The following is a 15703-nucleotide window of genomic DNA, read 5'->3' as shown; positions in this document are numbered from 1 at the left end:
CACTGTGCTTCACATAACCATTAACATGTATCCAGTATATGGGGATGTTTGCCACACATTCAACGCTATGAATACGGAAAAAGTAAAGGGGAGATAAAATCCCCCCTTTTTGATTAACTGCTTGTATGATTTGGTGAATTATTCGCCAGATGCCTGCTGTGCTTCCGGTTTGCCGTAAATCAGCAGCGGCTTGGTTTGACCGCTGATGACGGACTCGTCAATCACCACTTTCTCAACGTCTTCCATCGATGGCAGATCGTACATGGTGTCGAGCAGTGCCGCTTCAACGATAGAACGCAGGCCACGGGCACCGGTTTTACGGATCATCGCTTTCTTGGCAATGGCATCCAGCGCTTCGTCGCGGAATTCCAGGTCAACGCCTTCCAGATTGAACAGCGCCTGATACTGCTTGGTCAGCGCATTTTTTGGCTCTTTCAGGATCTGGATCAGCGCGTCTTCACTCAGTTCATTCAGCGTTGCCACAACCGGCAGACGGCCGATGAATTCAGGGATCAGACCGAATTTGATCAGATCTTCTGGTTCTACCTGAGACAGCAGTTCACCTTCGTTTGGTTTTTCGGACGTCGATTTCACCGTTGCGCCAAAACCAATGCCGGAGCCGGTTTCAACACGGTGGGAGATGACTTTATCCAGACCAGCGAACGCACCACCACAGATGAACAGGATCTTAGAGGTATCAACCTGCAGGAACTCCTGCTGAGGATGTTTACGACCACCCTGTGGCGGAACAGCGGCAACCGTACCTTCGATCAGCTTCAGCAGTGCCTGCTGTACGCCTTCACCCGATACGTCACGGGTAATGGACGGGTTGTCGGATTTACGGGAGATCTTGTCGATCTCATCGATGTAAACAATCCCGCGCTGGGCTTTCTGTACGTCGTAATCGCATTTCTGCAGCAGTTTCTGGATGATGTTTTCAACATCCTCACCCACATAACCGGCCTCGGTCAGGGTGGTGGCATCCGCCATCGTGAACGGAACATCAAGCAGACGCGCCAGGGTTTCAGCCAGCAGCGTTTTACCGGAACCGGTTGGGCCGATCAGCAGAATGTTACTTTTACCCAGTTCTACGCCATTGCTGGTGTCGCCGTTACGCAGACGTTTGTAGTGATTATAGACCGCTACCGCCAGCACTTTCTTGGCCTGCTCCTGCCCGATGACGTAGTCGTCAAGGTGATGACGAATTTCATGCGGCGTTGGCAGCGCGCTGCGCTCACGGTGCGGTGCGACTTCTTTAATCTCTTCGCGAATGATGTCGTTACATAAATCGACACATTCGTCGCAGATATACACGGACGGCCCGGCAATCAGTTTACGCACTTCATGCTGGCTTTTGCCGCAAAAAGAGCAGTACAGCAGTTTGCCCGAACCATCTTTGCGTTTATCTGTCATGAGTCCAAACCTCTTTTTAAGTTCTTTGTGCCGCACATGACGACGCAAATGCCAATCTAAGACGCAAGCTGCAATAAGCAGCGTGCCGCCCTACCTTAGTATAGCGGCACACTCGCGTCGCGGGCATCAATTACGATGGGTCAACACGGAGTCGACTAAGCCGTACTCAACTGCCTCTGGTGCAGAGAGGAAGCGATCGCGCTCGGTATCGCGCTCGATCTGCTCGAGTGGTTGACCCGTATGCTGCGCCATAAGTTCATTCATGCGCGCTTTTACTTTCAGAATTTCGCGGGCGTGGATTTCGATATCCGTCGCCTGCCCCTGGTAACCGCCCAGCGGCTGGTGAATCATCACGCGGGAATTTGGCAAGCAGAAACGCTTCCCTTTCGCCCCTGCTGTTAACAGGAACGCGCCCATAGATGCAGCCTGACCCATACAGATAGTGCTGACATCTGGCTTGATGAATTGCATGGTGTCATAAATGGACATCCCCGCTGTAATCACGCCCCCCGGGGAGTTGATGTACAGGTAAATGTCTTTTTCCGGGTTTTCCGCTTCCAGAAACAGCATCTGCGCCACGATCAGGTTAGCCATGTGGTCTTCCACCTGGCCGGTCAGAAAGATAACGCGTTCCTTGAGCAGACGGGAATAGATATCAAAAGATCGCTCACCACGTGAGGTCTGTTCAATAACCATTGGCACCAGAGCCATATGGGGTGCAAAGTTATCTCGTTCGCCACTGTATGACATTTCCGTCTCCTGGATCTAAATTGAAAACACCTGCTGTACTGATTGTAACCTTATGGACGGATTATCAGCCAGTCTCATTCATCGTGATTACGTACTTATGGGGTTCACAGTGCCCTATTTCAAGCATAACAACCTTTTGTTGTTACGCTAACACTGAAAGGGCGTTTTAGCACTCTTCCTGGGCTATTGGTGTGATAAAAAAAACCCGTCACCAAAAGGCAACGGGTTTTTGTTCAAACTTTAAACCGTTGGGGCGAAATTACGCCTGCTGGTTCATCAGTTCGTTGAAAGAGGTCGCTTTTTCGGACACTTTCGCTTTCGCCAGTACCGCTTCAACAGCCTGCTCTTCCAGGGCGACGTTGCGCATGTTGTCCATCAGCTCTTTGTTCTTACCGTAGAACTCGATCACTTCTGATGGATCTTCGTATGCAGAAGCCATCTCTTCGATCAGGCCTTTCACACGCTCTTCGTCAGCTTTCAGCTCGTGGGTACGAATCACTTCACCCAGCAGCAGGCCAACAACTACGCGGCGTTTCGCTTGCTCTTCGAACAGCTCGCGTGGCAGTTCCATCGCTTGCTGCTGGTTGCCACCGAAACGCTGTGCAGCCTGACGGCGCAGAACGTCGATTTCGCTGTCGATCAGGGCAGCTGGAACGTCGATGTCGTTGGCTTTCACCAGACCTTCGATCGCCTGAGATTTCACACGGTTACGCACCGCGCCGTTCAGTTCGCGTTCCATGTTCTTACGCACTTCGGTGCGCAGACCCGCTACGGAACCATCTTCCACGCCGAAACGCTTGATGAATTCTTCAGTCAGTTCTGGCAGTTCGCGCTCTTCAACTTTCTTCAGGTTGATAGCGAACTTCGCTGCTTTCCCTTTCAGGTTTTCAGCGTGGTATTCTTCCGGGAAGGTCACGTCGATAGTGAACTCTTCGCCAGCCTTGTGGCCTTTGATACCATCTTCGAAGCCTGGGATCATACGACCCTGGCCCATTGCCAGTACGAAGTCAGACGCTTTACCGCCTTCGAACTCTTCGCCGTCTACAGAACCGGTGAAGTCGATGGTGACACGGTCTTCAGCGTCAACAGCGCCTTCTTTCTCTTTCCAGTTCGCCTGCTGCTTGCGCAGGGTATCCAGCATGCCGTCAACGTCTTCGTCAGTCACGGAAACAACTGGTTTTTCAACTTCGATAGATTCCAGACCTTTCAGCTCAACTTCCGGGTACACTTCGAACTCTACGGAGTAGGTGAAGTCTTCGCCCAGTTTGTATTCGCCTGGAACGTAGTTCGGCGCGCCGGCCGGATTGATTTTTTCTTTGATGATCGCATCAATAAAGTTACGGCTCATCAGTTCACCCAGCACATCCTGACGCACGGAAGCGCCATAACGCTGAGCAACAACATTCATTGGTACTTTGCCCTTGCGGAAGCCGTCAATACGTACTTTTTTTGCTACGTTGACCAGCTCGCTTTTCACAGCAGTTTCGATGCTGTCAGCAGCGATAGTAATCGTTACACGGCGGCCAAGGCCTTGAGTGGTTTCAACTGAAACTTGCATCTTGTTACCTCAAAAAAATCACAGTGCTCGGTCAACTCTGAATCTGTCTGTTATACCGGGATGCTCTCTTAGTGCAGATTCACATTCCCTGTCGCCAGAATCATCCCGAAGACATTCAATAAGACGCGGCATTATAGCGGCATCACTTAGGTGAGTCGAGAACGGTTGGGGCATGTTGCTGCGGCTTTTTTCACACTTTAAGGCTATTTTTAGCCTTAAAATCGCACCATCCGCTCAAAACTCAGACAAAACAAAACGGCCCGTGGGCCGTTTTGAGGAAATCTGTAAGCAACATACTGGAAAAGCTCCAGCCGTTGCAAATCCGATTTATCAGGCGATTGTGCCTGCTCCGCGACAGGGCGGTGATGCAAAAACCGTATCCTGCAAGCCTTCCCATTCCTTAATGGTATAGGTATGCAGTGCCAGCGCATGTACGGTCGTGGAGAGTTCTTCCGTCAAGGTGCTGTAGATCAAGCGATGCCGATTCAGGAAACGTTCTCCCGTGAAGCGATCGCTAACCAGAACCACTTTGAAGTGGCTTTCAGAACCTGCCGGCACGTTATGACGATAGCTTTCGTCGACGACTTCGAGGAACACAGGGTTGAACGCCGCCCTTAATTTATCTTCTATATGCTCACGTATCATCATGAAATTACTCCTCCGACAACGCCAGGATGTCACCCATCCCTTTAAATGTTAGCCGCTTTTACCGTTTCCATTACACCTTGACAACAAATATTTAGCTTTCGTCTGATTTTCTCATTCAAACGAATGAAGTTCACTGTGAGACTCATACGTTTTGTCATACACGGATTGGGAAAAACGGTGAACTGGTCAGTTTTCGGACAAGGCGATGAATTTACATGCGTTGACCACTTCCCCTCGCCGTTGGCGATGTTATGATGGCGGCAATTTTTCTCTTTATATGCTTACGATTCGTTGAGAACCCGAAAATGTTAAAAAAACTCTTCTTTCCGTTGGTAGCCCTTTTTATGCTGGCAGGCTGCGCTACCCCGCCTACCACTATTGATGTCTCACCAAAAATCACCCTGCCTCAGCAGGACCCAAGCCTGATGGGCGTCACCGTGAGCATTAACGGTGCCGATCAGCGTCAGGATCAGGCGCTGGCAAAAGTGACCCGCGATAACCAGCAGGTTACCCTCACCGCGTCCCGCGACCTGCGCTTCCTGCTCCAGGAAGTGCTGGAGAAACAGATGACCGCTCGCGGCTACATGATTGGCCCAAGCGGCGCGGTTGATCTGCAGATCATCGTGAACAACCTGTATGCTGACGTGTCTCAGGGCAACGTGCGCTACAACATCGCGACCAAAGCGGATATCGCCATCATTGCCACCGCGAAGAATGGCAACAAGATGACCAAAAACTACCGCGCCAGCTACTCTGTTGAAGGTGCGTTCCAGGCCTCCAACCAGAACATTGCTAACGCCGTTAATAGCGTGCTGACCGATACCATCGCCGATATGGCGCAGGACACCAGCATTCACGACTTCATCAAGCAGAACGCGCGTTAATCCCGCTCGCTGACCCGGTGTATCACCGGGTCAGTTTTATAAGAACATGTCCAGCCATTACTTACGCATTTTCCAGCAACCGAAATCAGCGATTCTGCTGATCCTCGGCTTTGCCTCGGGTTTACCCCTCGCACTCACTTCCGGCACGCTTCAGGCGTGGATGACGGTCGAGAACATCGATCTGAAAACCATTGGCTTCTTCTCGCTTGTGGGCCAGGCCTACGTCTTTAAGTTCCTGTGGTCTCCGGTCATGGATCGCTACACGCCGCCTTTCCTCGGGCGTCGTCGCGGCTGGCTGGTGATGACGCAAATCCTACTGCTGCTGGCCATTGCGGCGATGGGTTTTCTTGAGCCCACCACGCAGCTTCGCTGGATGGCGGCGCTTGCGGTGGTGATTGCCTTCTGTTCCGCCTCTCAGGATATCGTGTTCGACGCCTGGAAGACGGACGTGTTACCTGCGGAAGAGCGCGGCGCCGGTGCGGCAATCAGCGTGCTGGGCTATCGCCTCGGGATGCTGGTCTCCGGTGGGCTGGCGCTGTGGCTTGCCGACCGTTACCTCGGCTGGCAGGGTATGTACTGGCTGATGGCCGCCCTGCTGATCCCCTGCATTATCGCGACCTTATTGGCGCCCGAACCGAGTGACGTTATCCCGGTTCCCCGCTCGCTGGAGCAGGCCGTCGCCGAACCGCTTCGTGACTTCTTTGGCCGCAACAACGCCTGGCTGATCCTGTTGCTCATCGTCCTTTATAAGCTGGGCGATGCCTTTGCCATGAGCCTGACCACCACCTTCCTGATCCGCGGTGTCGGTTTTGACGCCGGTGAAGTGGGTGTGGTGAATAAAACGCTGGGGCTGTTTGCGACCATTGTCGGGGCATTATACGGTGGCGTGCTGATGCAGCGCCTGACGCTGTTCCGCGCGCTGCTGATTTTCGGCATCCTTCAGGGCGCCTCTAACGCAGGCTACTGGCTGCTGTCGATTACCGATAAACATACTATCAGCATGGCCGCGGCGGTGTTCTTCGAAAACCTCTGCGGCGGTATGGGCACAGCGGCGTTTGTCGCCCTGCTGATGACCCTGTGCAACAAGTCATTTTCCGCCACGCAGTTCGCTCTGCTCTCGGCGCTCTCTGCCGTAGGCCGCGTATACGTTGGCCCGATTGCCGGCTGGTTCGTGGAAGCCCACGGTTGGCCAACATTTTATCTCTTTTCGGTCGTGGCTGCCGTGCCGGGGATTTTATTGCTGCTGGTGTGTCGCCAGACGCTGGAATATACCCAGCGGACCGAACACTTTATGCCGCGCACCGAATATCACCGCGCCTACCGTTTTGCGTTACGACTGTTAATGGCGGGCTGCCTTGCTCTGGCACTGTGGCTGGTGGTGCTCATTATTAATGCCAGCACGTCACTGGCACTCCCCTTCGAAGCCCTTCTGCTGGACGCAGGCGCCCTGCTGGCTATCGCCGGGATCCTGACCGGGGGCCTGCTCGATTTCATGGCCTTGCGTAAAACGCAGATGACCTGAAGAAAAATGCGAAAGGTTATTTCCCGTTGTAATCACTAACCGAAACTATAACGGCGAAATAGCCATCAACCGCAAAAAAAATATTTGTTGTTTTGTGCGGGATAGGATTTGGAAATTATTGGCTCCCATTCCAAAACGCTATTTTTCATTAAACGATTCAGCATGCGAGAGTTTGATTTTTCGTTTTTTAGATGTCTTTTTATTGATAATTAATTGTTAATTTTTTGTTTATTTTCAACAATGGTTATACCAATTGCCCCTTTTAGGGTATGCTTGGGGGTCCTTTCGTTATAAAGCCCATGCCATGCGGCTTCGGTCATAAAAACCGACATAATTTGCAACACTTGTGACACGTGCGGCAGAACCCGGTAACACCTTCCTGACACAGGCCTAATGATGTTTACAGTAATGTAACCTTCCCGTAAAATGCCCGCACACTTTAAACGCCACCAGACTCCGTGGAATTGAGGTCGTTAAATGAGACTCGGGAAATACAATAAAAGTTTGGGATGGTTGTCATTATTCGCGGGCACTGTATTACTCAGTGGCTGCGATTCTGCACTACTAGACCCCAAAGGACAGATTGGACTGGAACAACGTTCACTGATATTGACGGCTTTTGGCCTGATGTTGATTGTGGTTATTCCTGCCATTTTGATGGCTGTTGGTTTCGCCTGGAAGTATCGTGCGAGCAATAAAGATGCGAAGTATAGCCCTAACTGGTCACACTCCAATAAAGTGGAAGCTGTGGTCTGGACGGTACCTATTCTGATCATCCTGTTCCTTGCCGTACTGACCTGGAAAACCACTCACGCACTTGAGCCAAGCAAACCGCTGGTTCACGATGAGAAACCTATTACCATTGAAGTGGTCTCCATGGACTGGAAATGGTTCTTCATCTATCCAGAGCAGGGTATTGCTACCGTGAATGAAATCGCCTTCCCGGCGAACACTCCGGTTCAGTTCAAAGTGACCTCCAACTCCGTAATGAACTCCTTCTTCATCCCACGTCTGGGTAGCCAGATTTACGCGATGGCCGGTATGCAGACCAATCTGCACCTGATCGCGAATGAAGCAGGCACCTATGATGGTATCTCCGCCAGCTATAGCGGCCCGGGCTTCTCAGGTATGAAGTTCAAAGCTATTGCGACGCCGGACCGTGCCGCTTTCGACCAGTGGGTTGAAAAAGCGAAGCAGTCTCCAAACACCATGTCTGACATGGCGGCGTTCGAAAAAGTGGCTGCACCTAGCGAATACAACAAGGTGGAGTACTTCTCTAATGTGAAACCAGATTTGTTCAAAGACGTTATTGGCAAATTTATGGATCACGGCAAGAGCATGGACATGACCCAGCCTGAAGGCGAGCACAGCGCGCATGAAGGTATGGAAGGCATGGACATGAGCCACGCGGAAACCGCTCACTAAGGGGCCGAGGAAGAAAATGTTCGGAAAATTGACACTGGATGCAGTGCCCTACCATGAACCGATTATCGTGGTTACGGTGGCTGCAATTATCATTGGTGGCGCGGCCTTACTGGCCCTGATCACTTACTTCGGTAAGTGGAGCTACCTGTGGAACGAGTGGCTGACTTCGGTTGACCACAAAAAACTCGGTATCATGTACTGCATCGTCGGTATCGTCATGTTAATTCGTGGCTTTGCGGATGCGATCATGATGCGTAGCCAGCAGGCACTCGCTTCAGCGGGTGAAGCCGGCTTCCTGCCGCCGCACCACTACGATCAGATCTTTACCGCTCACGGCGTTATCATGATCTTCTTCGTGGCGATGCCGCTGGTTATCGGTCTGATGAACGTTGTCGTTCCGCTGCAAATCGGCGCGCGCGACGTGGCGTTCCCGTTCCTGAACAACCTGAGCTTCTGGTTCACGGTTGTCGGCGTTATTCTGGTTAACCTGTCACTGGGTGTGGGCGAATTCGCGCAGACCGGCTGGCTGGCTTACCCGCCGCTGTCAGGAATTGAGTACAGTCCGGGCGTTGGCGTCGACTACTGGATTTGGGCGCTTCAGCTCTCCGGTGTCGGTACTACCCTGACCGGTATCAACTTCTTCGTGACCATTATCAAGATGCGTGCCCCTGGCATGACCATGTTCAAGATGCCGGTATTTACCTGGGCATCTCTGTGCGCAAACATCCTGATTATTGCCTCCTTCCCAATTCTGACCGTCACCATCGCGCTGCTGACCCTGGACCGCTACCTGGGCACCCATTTCTTCACGAATGATATGGGTGGCAACATGATGATGTACATCAACCTGATTTGGGCCTGGGGTCACCCGGAAGTGTACATTCTGGTTCTGCCTGTGTTCGGTGTGTTCTCCGAAATCGCAGCAACCTTCTCGCGTAAACGTCTGTTTGGTTACACCTCTCTGGTGTGGGCAACCGTGTGTATTACCGTTCTGTCGTTCATCGTTTGGCTGCACCACTTCTTCACCATGGGTGCGGGCGCGAACGTAAACGCCTTCTTCGGTATCACCACTATGATTATCGCCATCCCTACCGGGGTGAAGATCTTCAACTGGCTGTTCACCATGTACCAGGGCCGTATCGTGTTCCACTCAGCGATGCTGTGGACCATCGGCTTCATCGTGACCTTCTCCGTAGGTGGGATGACCGGCGTACTGCTGGCGGTACCAGGTGCTGACTTCGTTCTGCATAACAGTCTGTTCCTGATTGCGCACTTCCATAACGTTATCATCGGTGGCGTGGTCTTCGGCTGCTTCGCTGGCGTAACCTACTGGTGGCCAAAAGCGTTCGGCTTCACGCTGAACGAGAAATGGGGTAAACGCGCGTTCTGGTTCTGGATCATCGGCTTCTTCGTAGCATTTATGCCGCTGTACGTTCTGGGCTTCATGGGTATGACCCGTCGTCTGAGCCAGCAGATCGATCCGCAGTTCCACCCAATGCTGATGGTTGCAGCGGGCGGTGCCGTGCTGATTGCCTGTGGTATCGCGTCTCAGCTGATTCAGTTCTACGTGTCTATTCGCGACCGCGACCAGAACCGTGACCTGACCGGTGACCCATGGGGTGGCCGTACGCTGGAGTGGGCAACCTCTTCTCCACCGCCTTTCTATAACTTTGCCATCGTGCCGCAGGTTCATGAACGCGACGCATTCTGGGAAATGAAAGAAAAAGGTGAAGCGTACAAGCAACCTGCTCATTACGAAGAGATCCACATGCCGAAAAACAGCGGTGCGGGCATCGTGATTGCCGCCTTCGCAACGGTATTTGGTTTCGCAATGATCTGGCACATCTGGTGGATGGCGATTGTTGGCTTCGCCGGCATCGTAATCAGCTGGATTGTGAAGAGCTTTGACGAGGACGTGGACTACTACGTACCAGTCCGTGAAGTTGAGAAGCTGGAAAATCAGCATTTCGACGAGATTTCTAAAGCGGGGCTGAAAAATGGCAACTGATACTCTGGCGCACTCAACTGCCCACGCGCATGAACATGCGCACCACGATACAGGACCGACCAAAGTCTTCGGTTTCTGGATCTACCTGATGAGCGACTGCATTCTGTTCTGCTGTCTGTTCGCGACCTATGCCGTTCTGGTGAACGGCACGGCGGGCGGCCCGGCTGGCAAGGATATCTTTGAACTGCCGTTCGTTCTGGTTGAAACCGCACTGCTGTTATTCAGCTCCATCACCTACGGCATGGCGGCTATCGCCATGTACAAAAACAACAAGAGCCAGGTTGTGTCCTGGCTGGCGTTGACCTGGTTGTTTGGTGCTGGATTTATCGGGATGGAAATCTATGAATTCCATCACCTGATTCTGGAAGGTTTCGGTCCGGATCGCAGTGGCTTCCTGTCCGCGTTCTTCGCGCTGGTAGGTACCCACGGTCTGCACGTCACCTCTGGTCTGATCTGGATGGCGGTACTGATGTTCCAGGTATCCCGTCGCGGCCTGACCAGCACTAACCGTACCCGTATCATGTGCCTGAGCCTGTTCTGGCACTTCCTGGACGTGGTGTGGATCTGTGTGTTCTCTGTTGTATATCTGATGGGGGCGATGTAATGAGTCATTCAAACGATCATGGCGCTTCCCACGGTAGCGTAAAAACCTACATGACAGGTTTCATCCTGTCGATCATCCTGACGGTGATCCCGTTCTGGATGGTGATGAGCGGTTCTGCGTCTAAGCCGGTTATTCTGGGTGCAATCCTGGTGACCGCGGTGATTCAGATTCTGGTGCATCTGGTTTGCTTCCTGCACATGAACACCAAGTCCGATGAAGGCTGGAATATGACCGCCTTTATCTTTACCGTGATTATCATCGCTATCCTGGTAGTCGGTTCCATCTGGATTATGTGGAACCTCAACTACAACATGATGGTTCACTAAGAGCGGCGAGTATGTTTAAGCAATACCTGCAAGTAACGAAACCAGGCATCATCTTTGGCAACCTGATCTCCGTGATCGGAGGGTTCCTGCTGGCCTCTAAGGGCAGCATTGATTACACCCTCTTTATCTACACGCTGGTCGGTGTGTCACTGGTTGTTGCGTCCGGTTGTGTATTTAACAACTACATCGACATGGATATCGACAAGAAGATGGAAAGGACCAAAAATCGGGTGCTGGTGAAAGGCCTGATCGCCCCTTCCGTCTCGCTGGTGTACGCCACCTTGCTGGGTATTGCTGGCTTTATGCTGCTGTGGTTTGGTGCTAACCCGCTGGCCTGCTGGCTGGGGGTGATGGGGTTCGTGGTGTATGTGGGCGTCTACAGCCTGTATATGAAACGCCACTCCGTCTACGGCACGCTGATTGGTTCTCTCTCCGGCGCTGCGCCGCCGGTGATTGGCTACTGCGCGGTCACGAACGAGTTCGACAGCGGTGCTCTGATCCTGCTGGCTATCTTTAGCCTGTGGCAGATGCCGCACTCTTATGCCATCGCGATTTTCCGCTTTAAGGATTATCAGGCAGCGAACATCCCGGTTCTGCCGGTCGTGAAAGGCATTTCGGTTGCCAAGAACCACATCACGCTGTACATCATCGCCTTTGCCGTGGCAACGCTGATGCTCTCTCTGGGTGGTTACGCTGGATATAAATATCTGGCGGTAGCGGCTGCGGTGAGCGTCTGGTGGCTCGGTATGGCGCTGCGCGGTTACAAAGTGGAAGATGACAAAGTCTGGGCGCGCAAACTGTTTGTGTTCTCGATTGTGGCCATCACCTCGCTGTCCGTGATGATGTCTGTCGATTTCATGGTGCCAGATTCACATAACCTGCTGACTTACGTCTGGTAAGCCACAACAGGTGAATAAAGGGGTGCTTCGGCACCCTTTTTTATTCACGGAATTTATTAATAACGCATGTAATATTTGTTAAATAACCCTTTATTTACCCCGCCCCTTCCCCGCACTACACTATGGCCTGCTTTTGAACTGAGGTGGTAATGAACGATTATAAAATGACGCCAGGCGAGCTTCGCGCGACCTGGGGCTTAGGGACTGTCTTCTCGCTACGGATGCTTGGCATGTTTATGGTCCTGCCTGTTCTGACCACGTACGGTATGGCGCTGCAGGGGGCCAGCGAGGCGCTAATTGGCCTCGCCATTGGCATTTATGGTCTGGCGCAGGCGGTGTTCCAGATCCCGTTTGGCCTGCTCTCTGACCGGGTGGGCCGAAAGCCGCTGATCGTCGGTGGGCTGCTGGTCTTTGTGCTCGGGAGCGTCATTGCCGCCCTCTCCCACTCCATCTGGGGAATTATTCTCGGCCGCGCCCTGCAGGGTTCCGGCGCGATTGCCGCTGCGGTGATGGCGCTGCTGTCAGACTTAACCCGCGAGCAGAACCGCACTAAAGCGATGGCGTTCATCGGCGTGAGCTTTGGCGTGACGTTTGCGATTGCGATGGTGCTGGGCCCCATTATTACGCACACATTGGGTCTGCACGCGCTGTTCTGGATGATTGCCGTGCTGGCGACCATCGGTATTGCCTTAACCCTGTGGGTGGTTCCGGACAGCAAAAACCACGTCCTCAACCGTGAGTCGGGGATGGTAAAAGGCTGCTTCAGCAAAGTGATCGTCGAGCCGCGCCTGCTGAAGCTGAATTTTGGCATTATGTGTTTGCACATCCTGCTGATGTCGACCTTTGTTGCCCTGCCCGGCCAGCTTGCCGCAGCGGGTTTCCCGGCGGCTGAGCACTGGAAAATCTATCTGGTCACGATGCTGATTTCGTTTGTCTCCGTCGTGCCGTTCATCATCTACGCCGAAGTGAAGCGCAAAATGAAGCGCGTCTTCGTGGGCTGCGTAGCGGTCCTGCTGATTGCCGAGATCGTGCTCTGGGGTGCCGGCCCGCACTTCTGGGAGCTGATTGCCGGCGTGCAGCTGTTCTTCCTGGCCTTTAACCTGATGGAAGCGTTGCTCCCGTCGCTTATCAGCAAAGAGTCCCCCGCCGGGTATAAAGGTACCGCGATGGGCATCTACTCCACCAGCCAGTTTCTCGGCGTGGCAATCGGCGGCTCGCTTGGCGGCTGGGTGGACGGCCTGTTTGATTCACAAACCGTGTTTCTCGCCGGTGCGCTGTTGGCGACAGTCTGGCTGCTGGTCGCCAGCACCATGAAAGAGCCGCGCTACGTGAGCAGCCTGCGCGTGGAAATCCCGAATGACGTTGAGATTGTCGATGCGCTGAAACAGCGTCTGGAAGCAAAAGAAGGCGTGACAGAAGTGCTGATTGTCCCCGAAGAGCGCAGCGCTTACGTCAAAATAGACAGTAAAATGACCAACCGCTTCGAAGTTGAGCAGGCGCTCAAAGCGTGAAAAAAAGCCCGGTTAAACCGGGCTTTTTATATTAATCGCGGAAGTTTTTAAACTGGAACGGCTGCCCCAGATCGCCGCCGCGCACCAGCGCCATCACCGACTGGAGGTCATCACGGGATTTCCCGGTGACGCGAATCTCTTCGCCCTGGATCTGCGCCTGCACCTTCAGCTTGCTGTCTTTGATGAGCTTAACGATCTTCTTCTGCACCGCGCTCTCGATGCCCTGCTTCAGCTTAGCTTCAACAAACCAGTTCTTACCGCTGTGCACAAACTCTTCCGGTACATCCAGAGACGTCCCTTCGATGCCGCGCTTTAACAGCTTGGCGCGCAGAATGTCGAGCAGCTGATTTACCTGGAAATCAGACTCGCTCAGCACCTTGATGGTCTTATTTGCATCGTTCAGCTCAAACGACGCCTCAACGCCACGAAAATCGAAACGTGACTCAACTTCGCGGCTTGCGTTCTCAACGCCGTTGCGAACTTCCTGGATATCAACTTCGGAAACAATATCGAAAGATGGCATCTTTTCTTCTCCCTTCACTTTTGTTGCGTTGCATAATACCCGCTACGAGGCATAACTCAACAGAAGCTTAGCTGTATAATTAAGCTGTAACACCTGGCGCAGTTGCAGGTGAGGAGGAACAATGAAAATTACAGTGCTCGGATGTGGAGCCCTTGGTCAGCTGTGGCTGACCGCGCTGTGCAAGCACGGACATGAGGTTCAGGGCTGGCTGCGCGTGCCCCAGCCCTATTGCAGTGTAAACCTGATTGGTGAAGACGGAAGCATCTTTAACGAATCCCTCACCGCGAACGATCCTGATTTCCTGGCGCAAAGTGACCTTTTACTGGTGACGCTCAAAGCGTGGCAGGTCTCAGACGCGGTAAAGACGCTGTCCGCCCAGCTCCCCCCCACTTCGCCCATACTGCTGCTGCATAACGGCATGGGGACCCTTGACGAGCTGAAAAGCGTTCCGCAGCCCCTGCTGATGGCGACGACCACGCACGCTGCCCGTCGCGACGGCAACATCATCGTGCATGTCGCCAGCGGGGTGACGCACATTGGACCCGCCAGAACGCAGGATGGCGACTACAGCTATCTTGCCGATGTGCTGCAGAAGGTGCTGCCGGACGTAGCCTGGCATAACCATATTCGTCCTCAACTCTGGCGCAAGCTGGCCGTAAACTGCGTGATCAATCCGCTGACGGCGCTGTGGAACTGTCCGAACGGAGAGCTGAAAAATCATCCACAGGACGTTGCGGTGCTGTGTGCAGAAATCGCGGCGGTCGTTGAGCGGGAAGGCCTGCACACGTCGGCGGACGATTTGCGCTGCTACGTCGAGCAGGTCATTGAGAGCACGGCAGAAAACGTCTCCTCGATGCTGCAGGACGTTCGGGCATTACGCCACACGGAGATCGACTATATCACCGGTTATCTGCTAAAACGCGCCCGCGCGCACGGCATCGCGGTGCCGGAAAACGCCCGTCTGTATGACCTGGTTAAACGTAAGGAGAGTGAATATGAGCGCGTCAGCCCTGATCTGCCTCGCCCCTGGTAGCGAAGAGATGGAAGCGGTCACCACCATTGATTTGATGGTGCGCGGCGGCATTAAGGTGACCACCGCCAGCGTCGCCAGCGACGGCAGCCTGGCGATTACCTGCTCGCGCGGCGTGAAGCTGCTCGCGGATGCCCCGCTCGTGCAGGTAGCCGACGGGGATTACGATATCATCGTTTTGCCCGGTGGCCTGAAAGGCGCGGAATGTTTTCGCGACAGCCCGCTGCTGGTCGAGACCGTGCGTCAGTTTCATTTATCCGGCCGCATCGTCGCCGCTATCTGTGCCGCCGCCGGAACGGTTCTGATTCCGCACGATATCTTCCCCATCGGCAACATGACCGGCTTCCCGGGGCTTAAGGATACGATCCCGGAAGAGCATTGGGTGGATAAACGCGTCGTCTGGGACCCGCGCGTCAACCTGCTGACCAGCCAGGGACCCGGCACCGCAATTGATTTTGGCTTAAAGATTATTGACCTGCTGGTCGGGCGCGAGAAGGCGTACGAAGTGGCATCGTCGCTGGTGATGCCGGCGGGGATTTATAATTATTACGAATAGGTGTTTTCTCCCTCTCCCTGCGGGAGAGGGCCGGGGTGAGGGCATC

At 53.5% G+C, this 15703-nt stretch carries 15 protein-coding genes; 10 read left to right on the top strand and 5 right to left on the bottom strand.

All coding sequences use genetic code 11. The features are described 5' to 3' along the window. Positions 1–138: 138 nt before the first annotated feature. The 4 genes from clpX to bolA form a co-directional block, all read right to left on the bottom strand. On the bottom strand, positions 139–1413 hold the full coding sequence (gene clpX, locus AC0TN7_RS16055; protein WP_024906819.1) for an ATP-dependent protease ATP-binding subunit ClpX: 1275 nt from the start codon (positions 1411–1413) through the stop codon (positions 139–141). A 126-nt stretch (positions 1414–1539) separates the two neighbouring features. Next, positions 1540–2163 (bottom strand): ATP-dependent Clp endopeptidase proteolytic subunit ClpP, encoded by a 624-nt coding sequence (gene clpP / locus AC0TN7_RS16050; RefSeq protein ID WP_010428105.1) that lies wholly within the window; start codon positions 2161–2163, stop codon positions 1540–1542. A 259-nt stretch (positions 2164–2422) separates the two neighbouring features. Further along, complete coding sequence (tig, locus tag AC0TN7_RS16045; RefSeq protein WP_024906818.1) at positions 2423–3721, bottom strand: trigger factor; 1299 nt, start codon at positions 3719–3721, stop codon at positions 2423–2425. 330 nt (positions 3722–4051) lie between these two features. Further along, positions 4052–4369 (bottom strand): transcriptional regulator BolA, encoded by a 318-nt coding sequence (gene bolA, locus AC0TN7_RS16040; protein ID WP_021241655.1) that lies wholly within the window; start codon positions 4367–4369, stop codon positions 4052–4054. Between the two features lie 305 nt (positions 4370–4674). On the opposite strand from bolA, the gene AC0TN7_RS16035 reads away from it, so the two are divergent. The 8 genes from AC0TN7_RS16035 (at position 4675) to AC0TN7_RS16000 (ending at position 13548) form a co-directional block, all read left to right on the top strand. Next, positions 4675–5253, top strand: a complete 579-nt coding sequence (locus tag AC0TN7_RS16035; protein ID WP_023310568.1) for a lipoprotein — start codon at positions 4675–4677, stop codon at positions 5251–5253. A gap of 46 nt (positions 5254–5299) precedes the next feature. Continuing rightward, a complete protein-coding gene (ampG, locus tag AC0TN7_RS16030) occupies positions 5300–6775 on the top strand; it encodes a muropeptide MFS transporter AmpG (protein ID WP_024906817.1) in 1476 nt (491 codons plus the stop codon). A gap of 477 nt (positions 6776–7252) precedes the next feature. Then, the gene (gene cyoA, locus AC0TN7_RS16025) at positions 7253–8200 is read left to right on the top strand and encodes a cytochrome o ubiquinol oxidase subunit II (RefSeq protein ID WP_014882770.1); all 948 of its coding nucleotides are present in this window, start codon (positions 7253–7255) and stop codon (positions 8198–8200) included. A gap of 16 nt (positions 8201–8216) precedes the next feature. After that, entirely contained in the window at positions 8217–10208 is a 1992-nt protein-coding gene (gene cyoB, locus AC0TN7_RS16020; protein WP_014168864.1) for a cytochrome o ubiquinol oxidase subunit I, read from the top strand. After that, positions 10198–10812, top strand: coding sequence for a cytochrome o ubiquinol oxidase subunit III (locus AC0TN7_RS16015; RefSeq protein ID WP_023334703.1), 615 nt, complete (start codon positions 10198–10200; stop codon positions 10810–10812). The genes cyoB and AC0TN7_RS16015 overlap by 11 nt, the downstream gene beginning before the upstream one ends. Next, a complete protein-coding gene (locus AC0TN7_RS16010; protein WP_006176899.1) occupies positions 10812–11138 on the top strand; it encodes a cytochrome o ubiquinol oxidase subunit IV in 327 nt (108 codons plus the stop codon). Before AC0TN7_RS16015 ends, AC0TN7_RS16010 begins: the two co-directional genes overlap by 1 nt. 11 nt (positions 11139–11149) lie before the next feature. Next, positions 11150–12037: a heme o synthase gene (gene cyoE / locus AC0TN7_RS16005; protein ID WP_013095848.1), complete on the top strand. Its 888-nt coding sequence runs from the start codon at positions 11150–11152 to the stop codon at positions 12035–12037. Between the two features lie 149 nt (positions 12038–12186). Beyond that, positions 12187–13548 carry an MFS transporter gene (locus AC0TN7_RS16000; protein ID WP_248272976.1) on the top strand — a complete coding sequence of 454 codons (1362 nt, stop codon included), beginning with the start codon at positions 12187–12189 and terminating at the stop codon, positions 13546–13548. A 31-nt stretch (positions 13549–13579) separates the two neighbouring features. Here AC0TN7_RS16000 and AC0TN7_RS15995 read toward each other — a convergent pair whose 3' ends face one another. Then, a complete protein-coding gene (locus tag AC0TN7_RS15995; RefSeq protein WP_417926955.1) occupies positions 13580–14071 on the bottom strand; it encodes a YajQ family cyclic di-GMP-binding protein in 492 nt (163 codons plus the stop codon). Positions 14072–14192: 121 nt separating this feature from the next. Here AC0TN7_RS15995 and panE point away from each other — a divergent pair, with 121 nt between their 5' ends. Beyond that, on the top strand, positions 14193–15104 hold the full coding sequence (gene panE, locus AC0TN7_RS15990) for a 2-dehydropantoate 2-reductase (protein WP_024906815.1): 912 nt from the start codon (positions 14193–14195) through the stop codon (positions 15102–15104). Then, positions 15067–15657, top strand: a complete 591-nt coding sequence (gene yajL, locus AC0TN7_RS15985) for a protein deglycase YajL (RefSeq protein ID WP_024906814.1) — start codon at positions 15067–15069, stop codon at positions 15655–15657. The genes panE and yajL overlap by 38 nt, the downstream gene beginning before the upstream one ends. The last annotated feature ends 46 nt before the right edge of the window (positions 15658–15703 follow it).

It is taken from the genome of Enterobacter sp. PL_is511, assembly GCF_055816065.1.
The sequence above is the reverse complement of the archived record's forward strand: the minus strand, read 5'-3'. Positions and strand labels throughout refer to the sequence as shown.

Bases quoted from the DNA above. Each gene is read 5' to 3' on its own strand.
- tig (WP_024906818.1), bottom strand. From the start codon at position 3,721: ATGCAAGTTTCAGTTGAAACCACTCAAGGCCTTGGCCGCCGTGTAACG.
- AC0TN7_RS16010 (WP_006176899.1), top strand. From the start codon at position 10,812: ATGAGTCATTCAAACGATCATGGCGCTTCCCACGGTAGCGTAAAAACC.
- panE (WP_024906815.1), top strand. From the start codon at position 14,193: ATGAAAATTACAGTGCTCGGATGTGGAGCCCTTGGTCAGCTGTGGCTG.
- cyoB (WP_014168864.1), top strand. From the start codon at position 8,217: ATGTTCGGAAAATTGACACTGGATGCAGTGCCCTACCATGAACCGATT.
- cyoE (WP_013095848.1), top strand. From the start codon at position 11,150: ATGTTTAAGCAATACCTGCAAGTAACGAAACCAGGCATCATCTTTGGC.
- cyoA (WP_014882770.1), top strand. From the start codon at position 7,253: ATGAGACTCGGGAAATACAATAAAAGTTTGGGATGGTTGTCATTATTC.
- yajL (WP_024906814.1), top strand. From the start codon at position 15,067: ATGAGCGCGTCAGCCCTGATCTGCCTCGCCCCTGGTAGCGAAGAGATG.
- ampG (WP_024906817.1), top strand. From the start codon at position 5,300: ATGTCCAGCCATTACTTACGCATTTTCCAGCAACCGAAATCAGCGATT.
- AC0TN7_RS16035 (WP_023310568.1), top strand. From the start codon at position 4,675: ATGTTAAAAAAACTCTTCTTTCCGTTGGTAGCCCTTTTTATGCTGGCA.
- AC0TN7_RS16000 (WP_248272976.1), top strand. From the start codon at position 12,187: ATGAACGATTATAAAATGACGCCAGGCGAGCTTCGCGCGACCTGGGGC.
- clpX (WP_024906819.1), bottom strand. From the start codon at position 1,413: ATGACAGATAAACGCAAAGATGGTTCGGGCAAACTGCTGTACTGCTCT.
- AC0TN7_RS16015 (WP_023334703.1), top strand. From the start codon at position 10,198: ATGGCAACTGATACTCTGGCGCACTCAACTGCCCACGCGCATGAACAT.
- clpP (WP_010428105.1), bottom strand. From the start codon at position 2,163: ATGTCATACAGTGGCGAACGAGATAACTTTGCACCCCATATGGCTCTG.
- AC0TN7_RS15995 (WP_417926955.1), bottom strand. From the start codon at position 14,071: ATGCCATCTTTCGATATTGTTTCCGAAGTTGATATCCAGGAAGTTCGC.
- bolA (WP_021241655.1), bottom strand. From the start codon at position 4,369: ATGATGATACGTGAGCATATAGAAGATAAATTAAGGGCGGCGTTCAAC.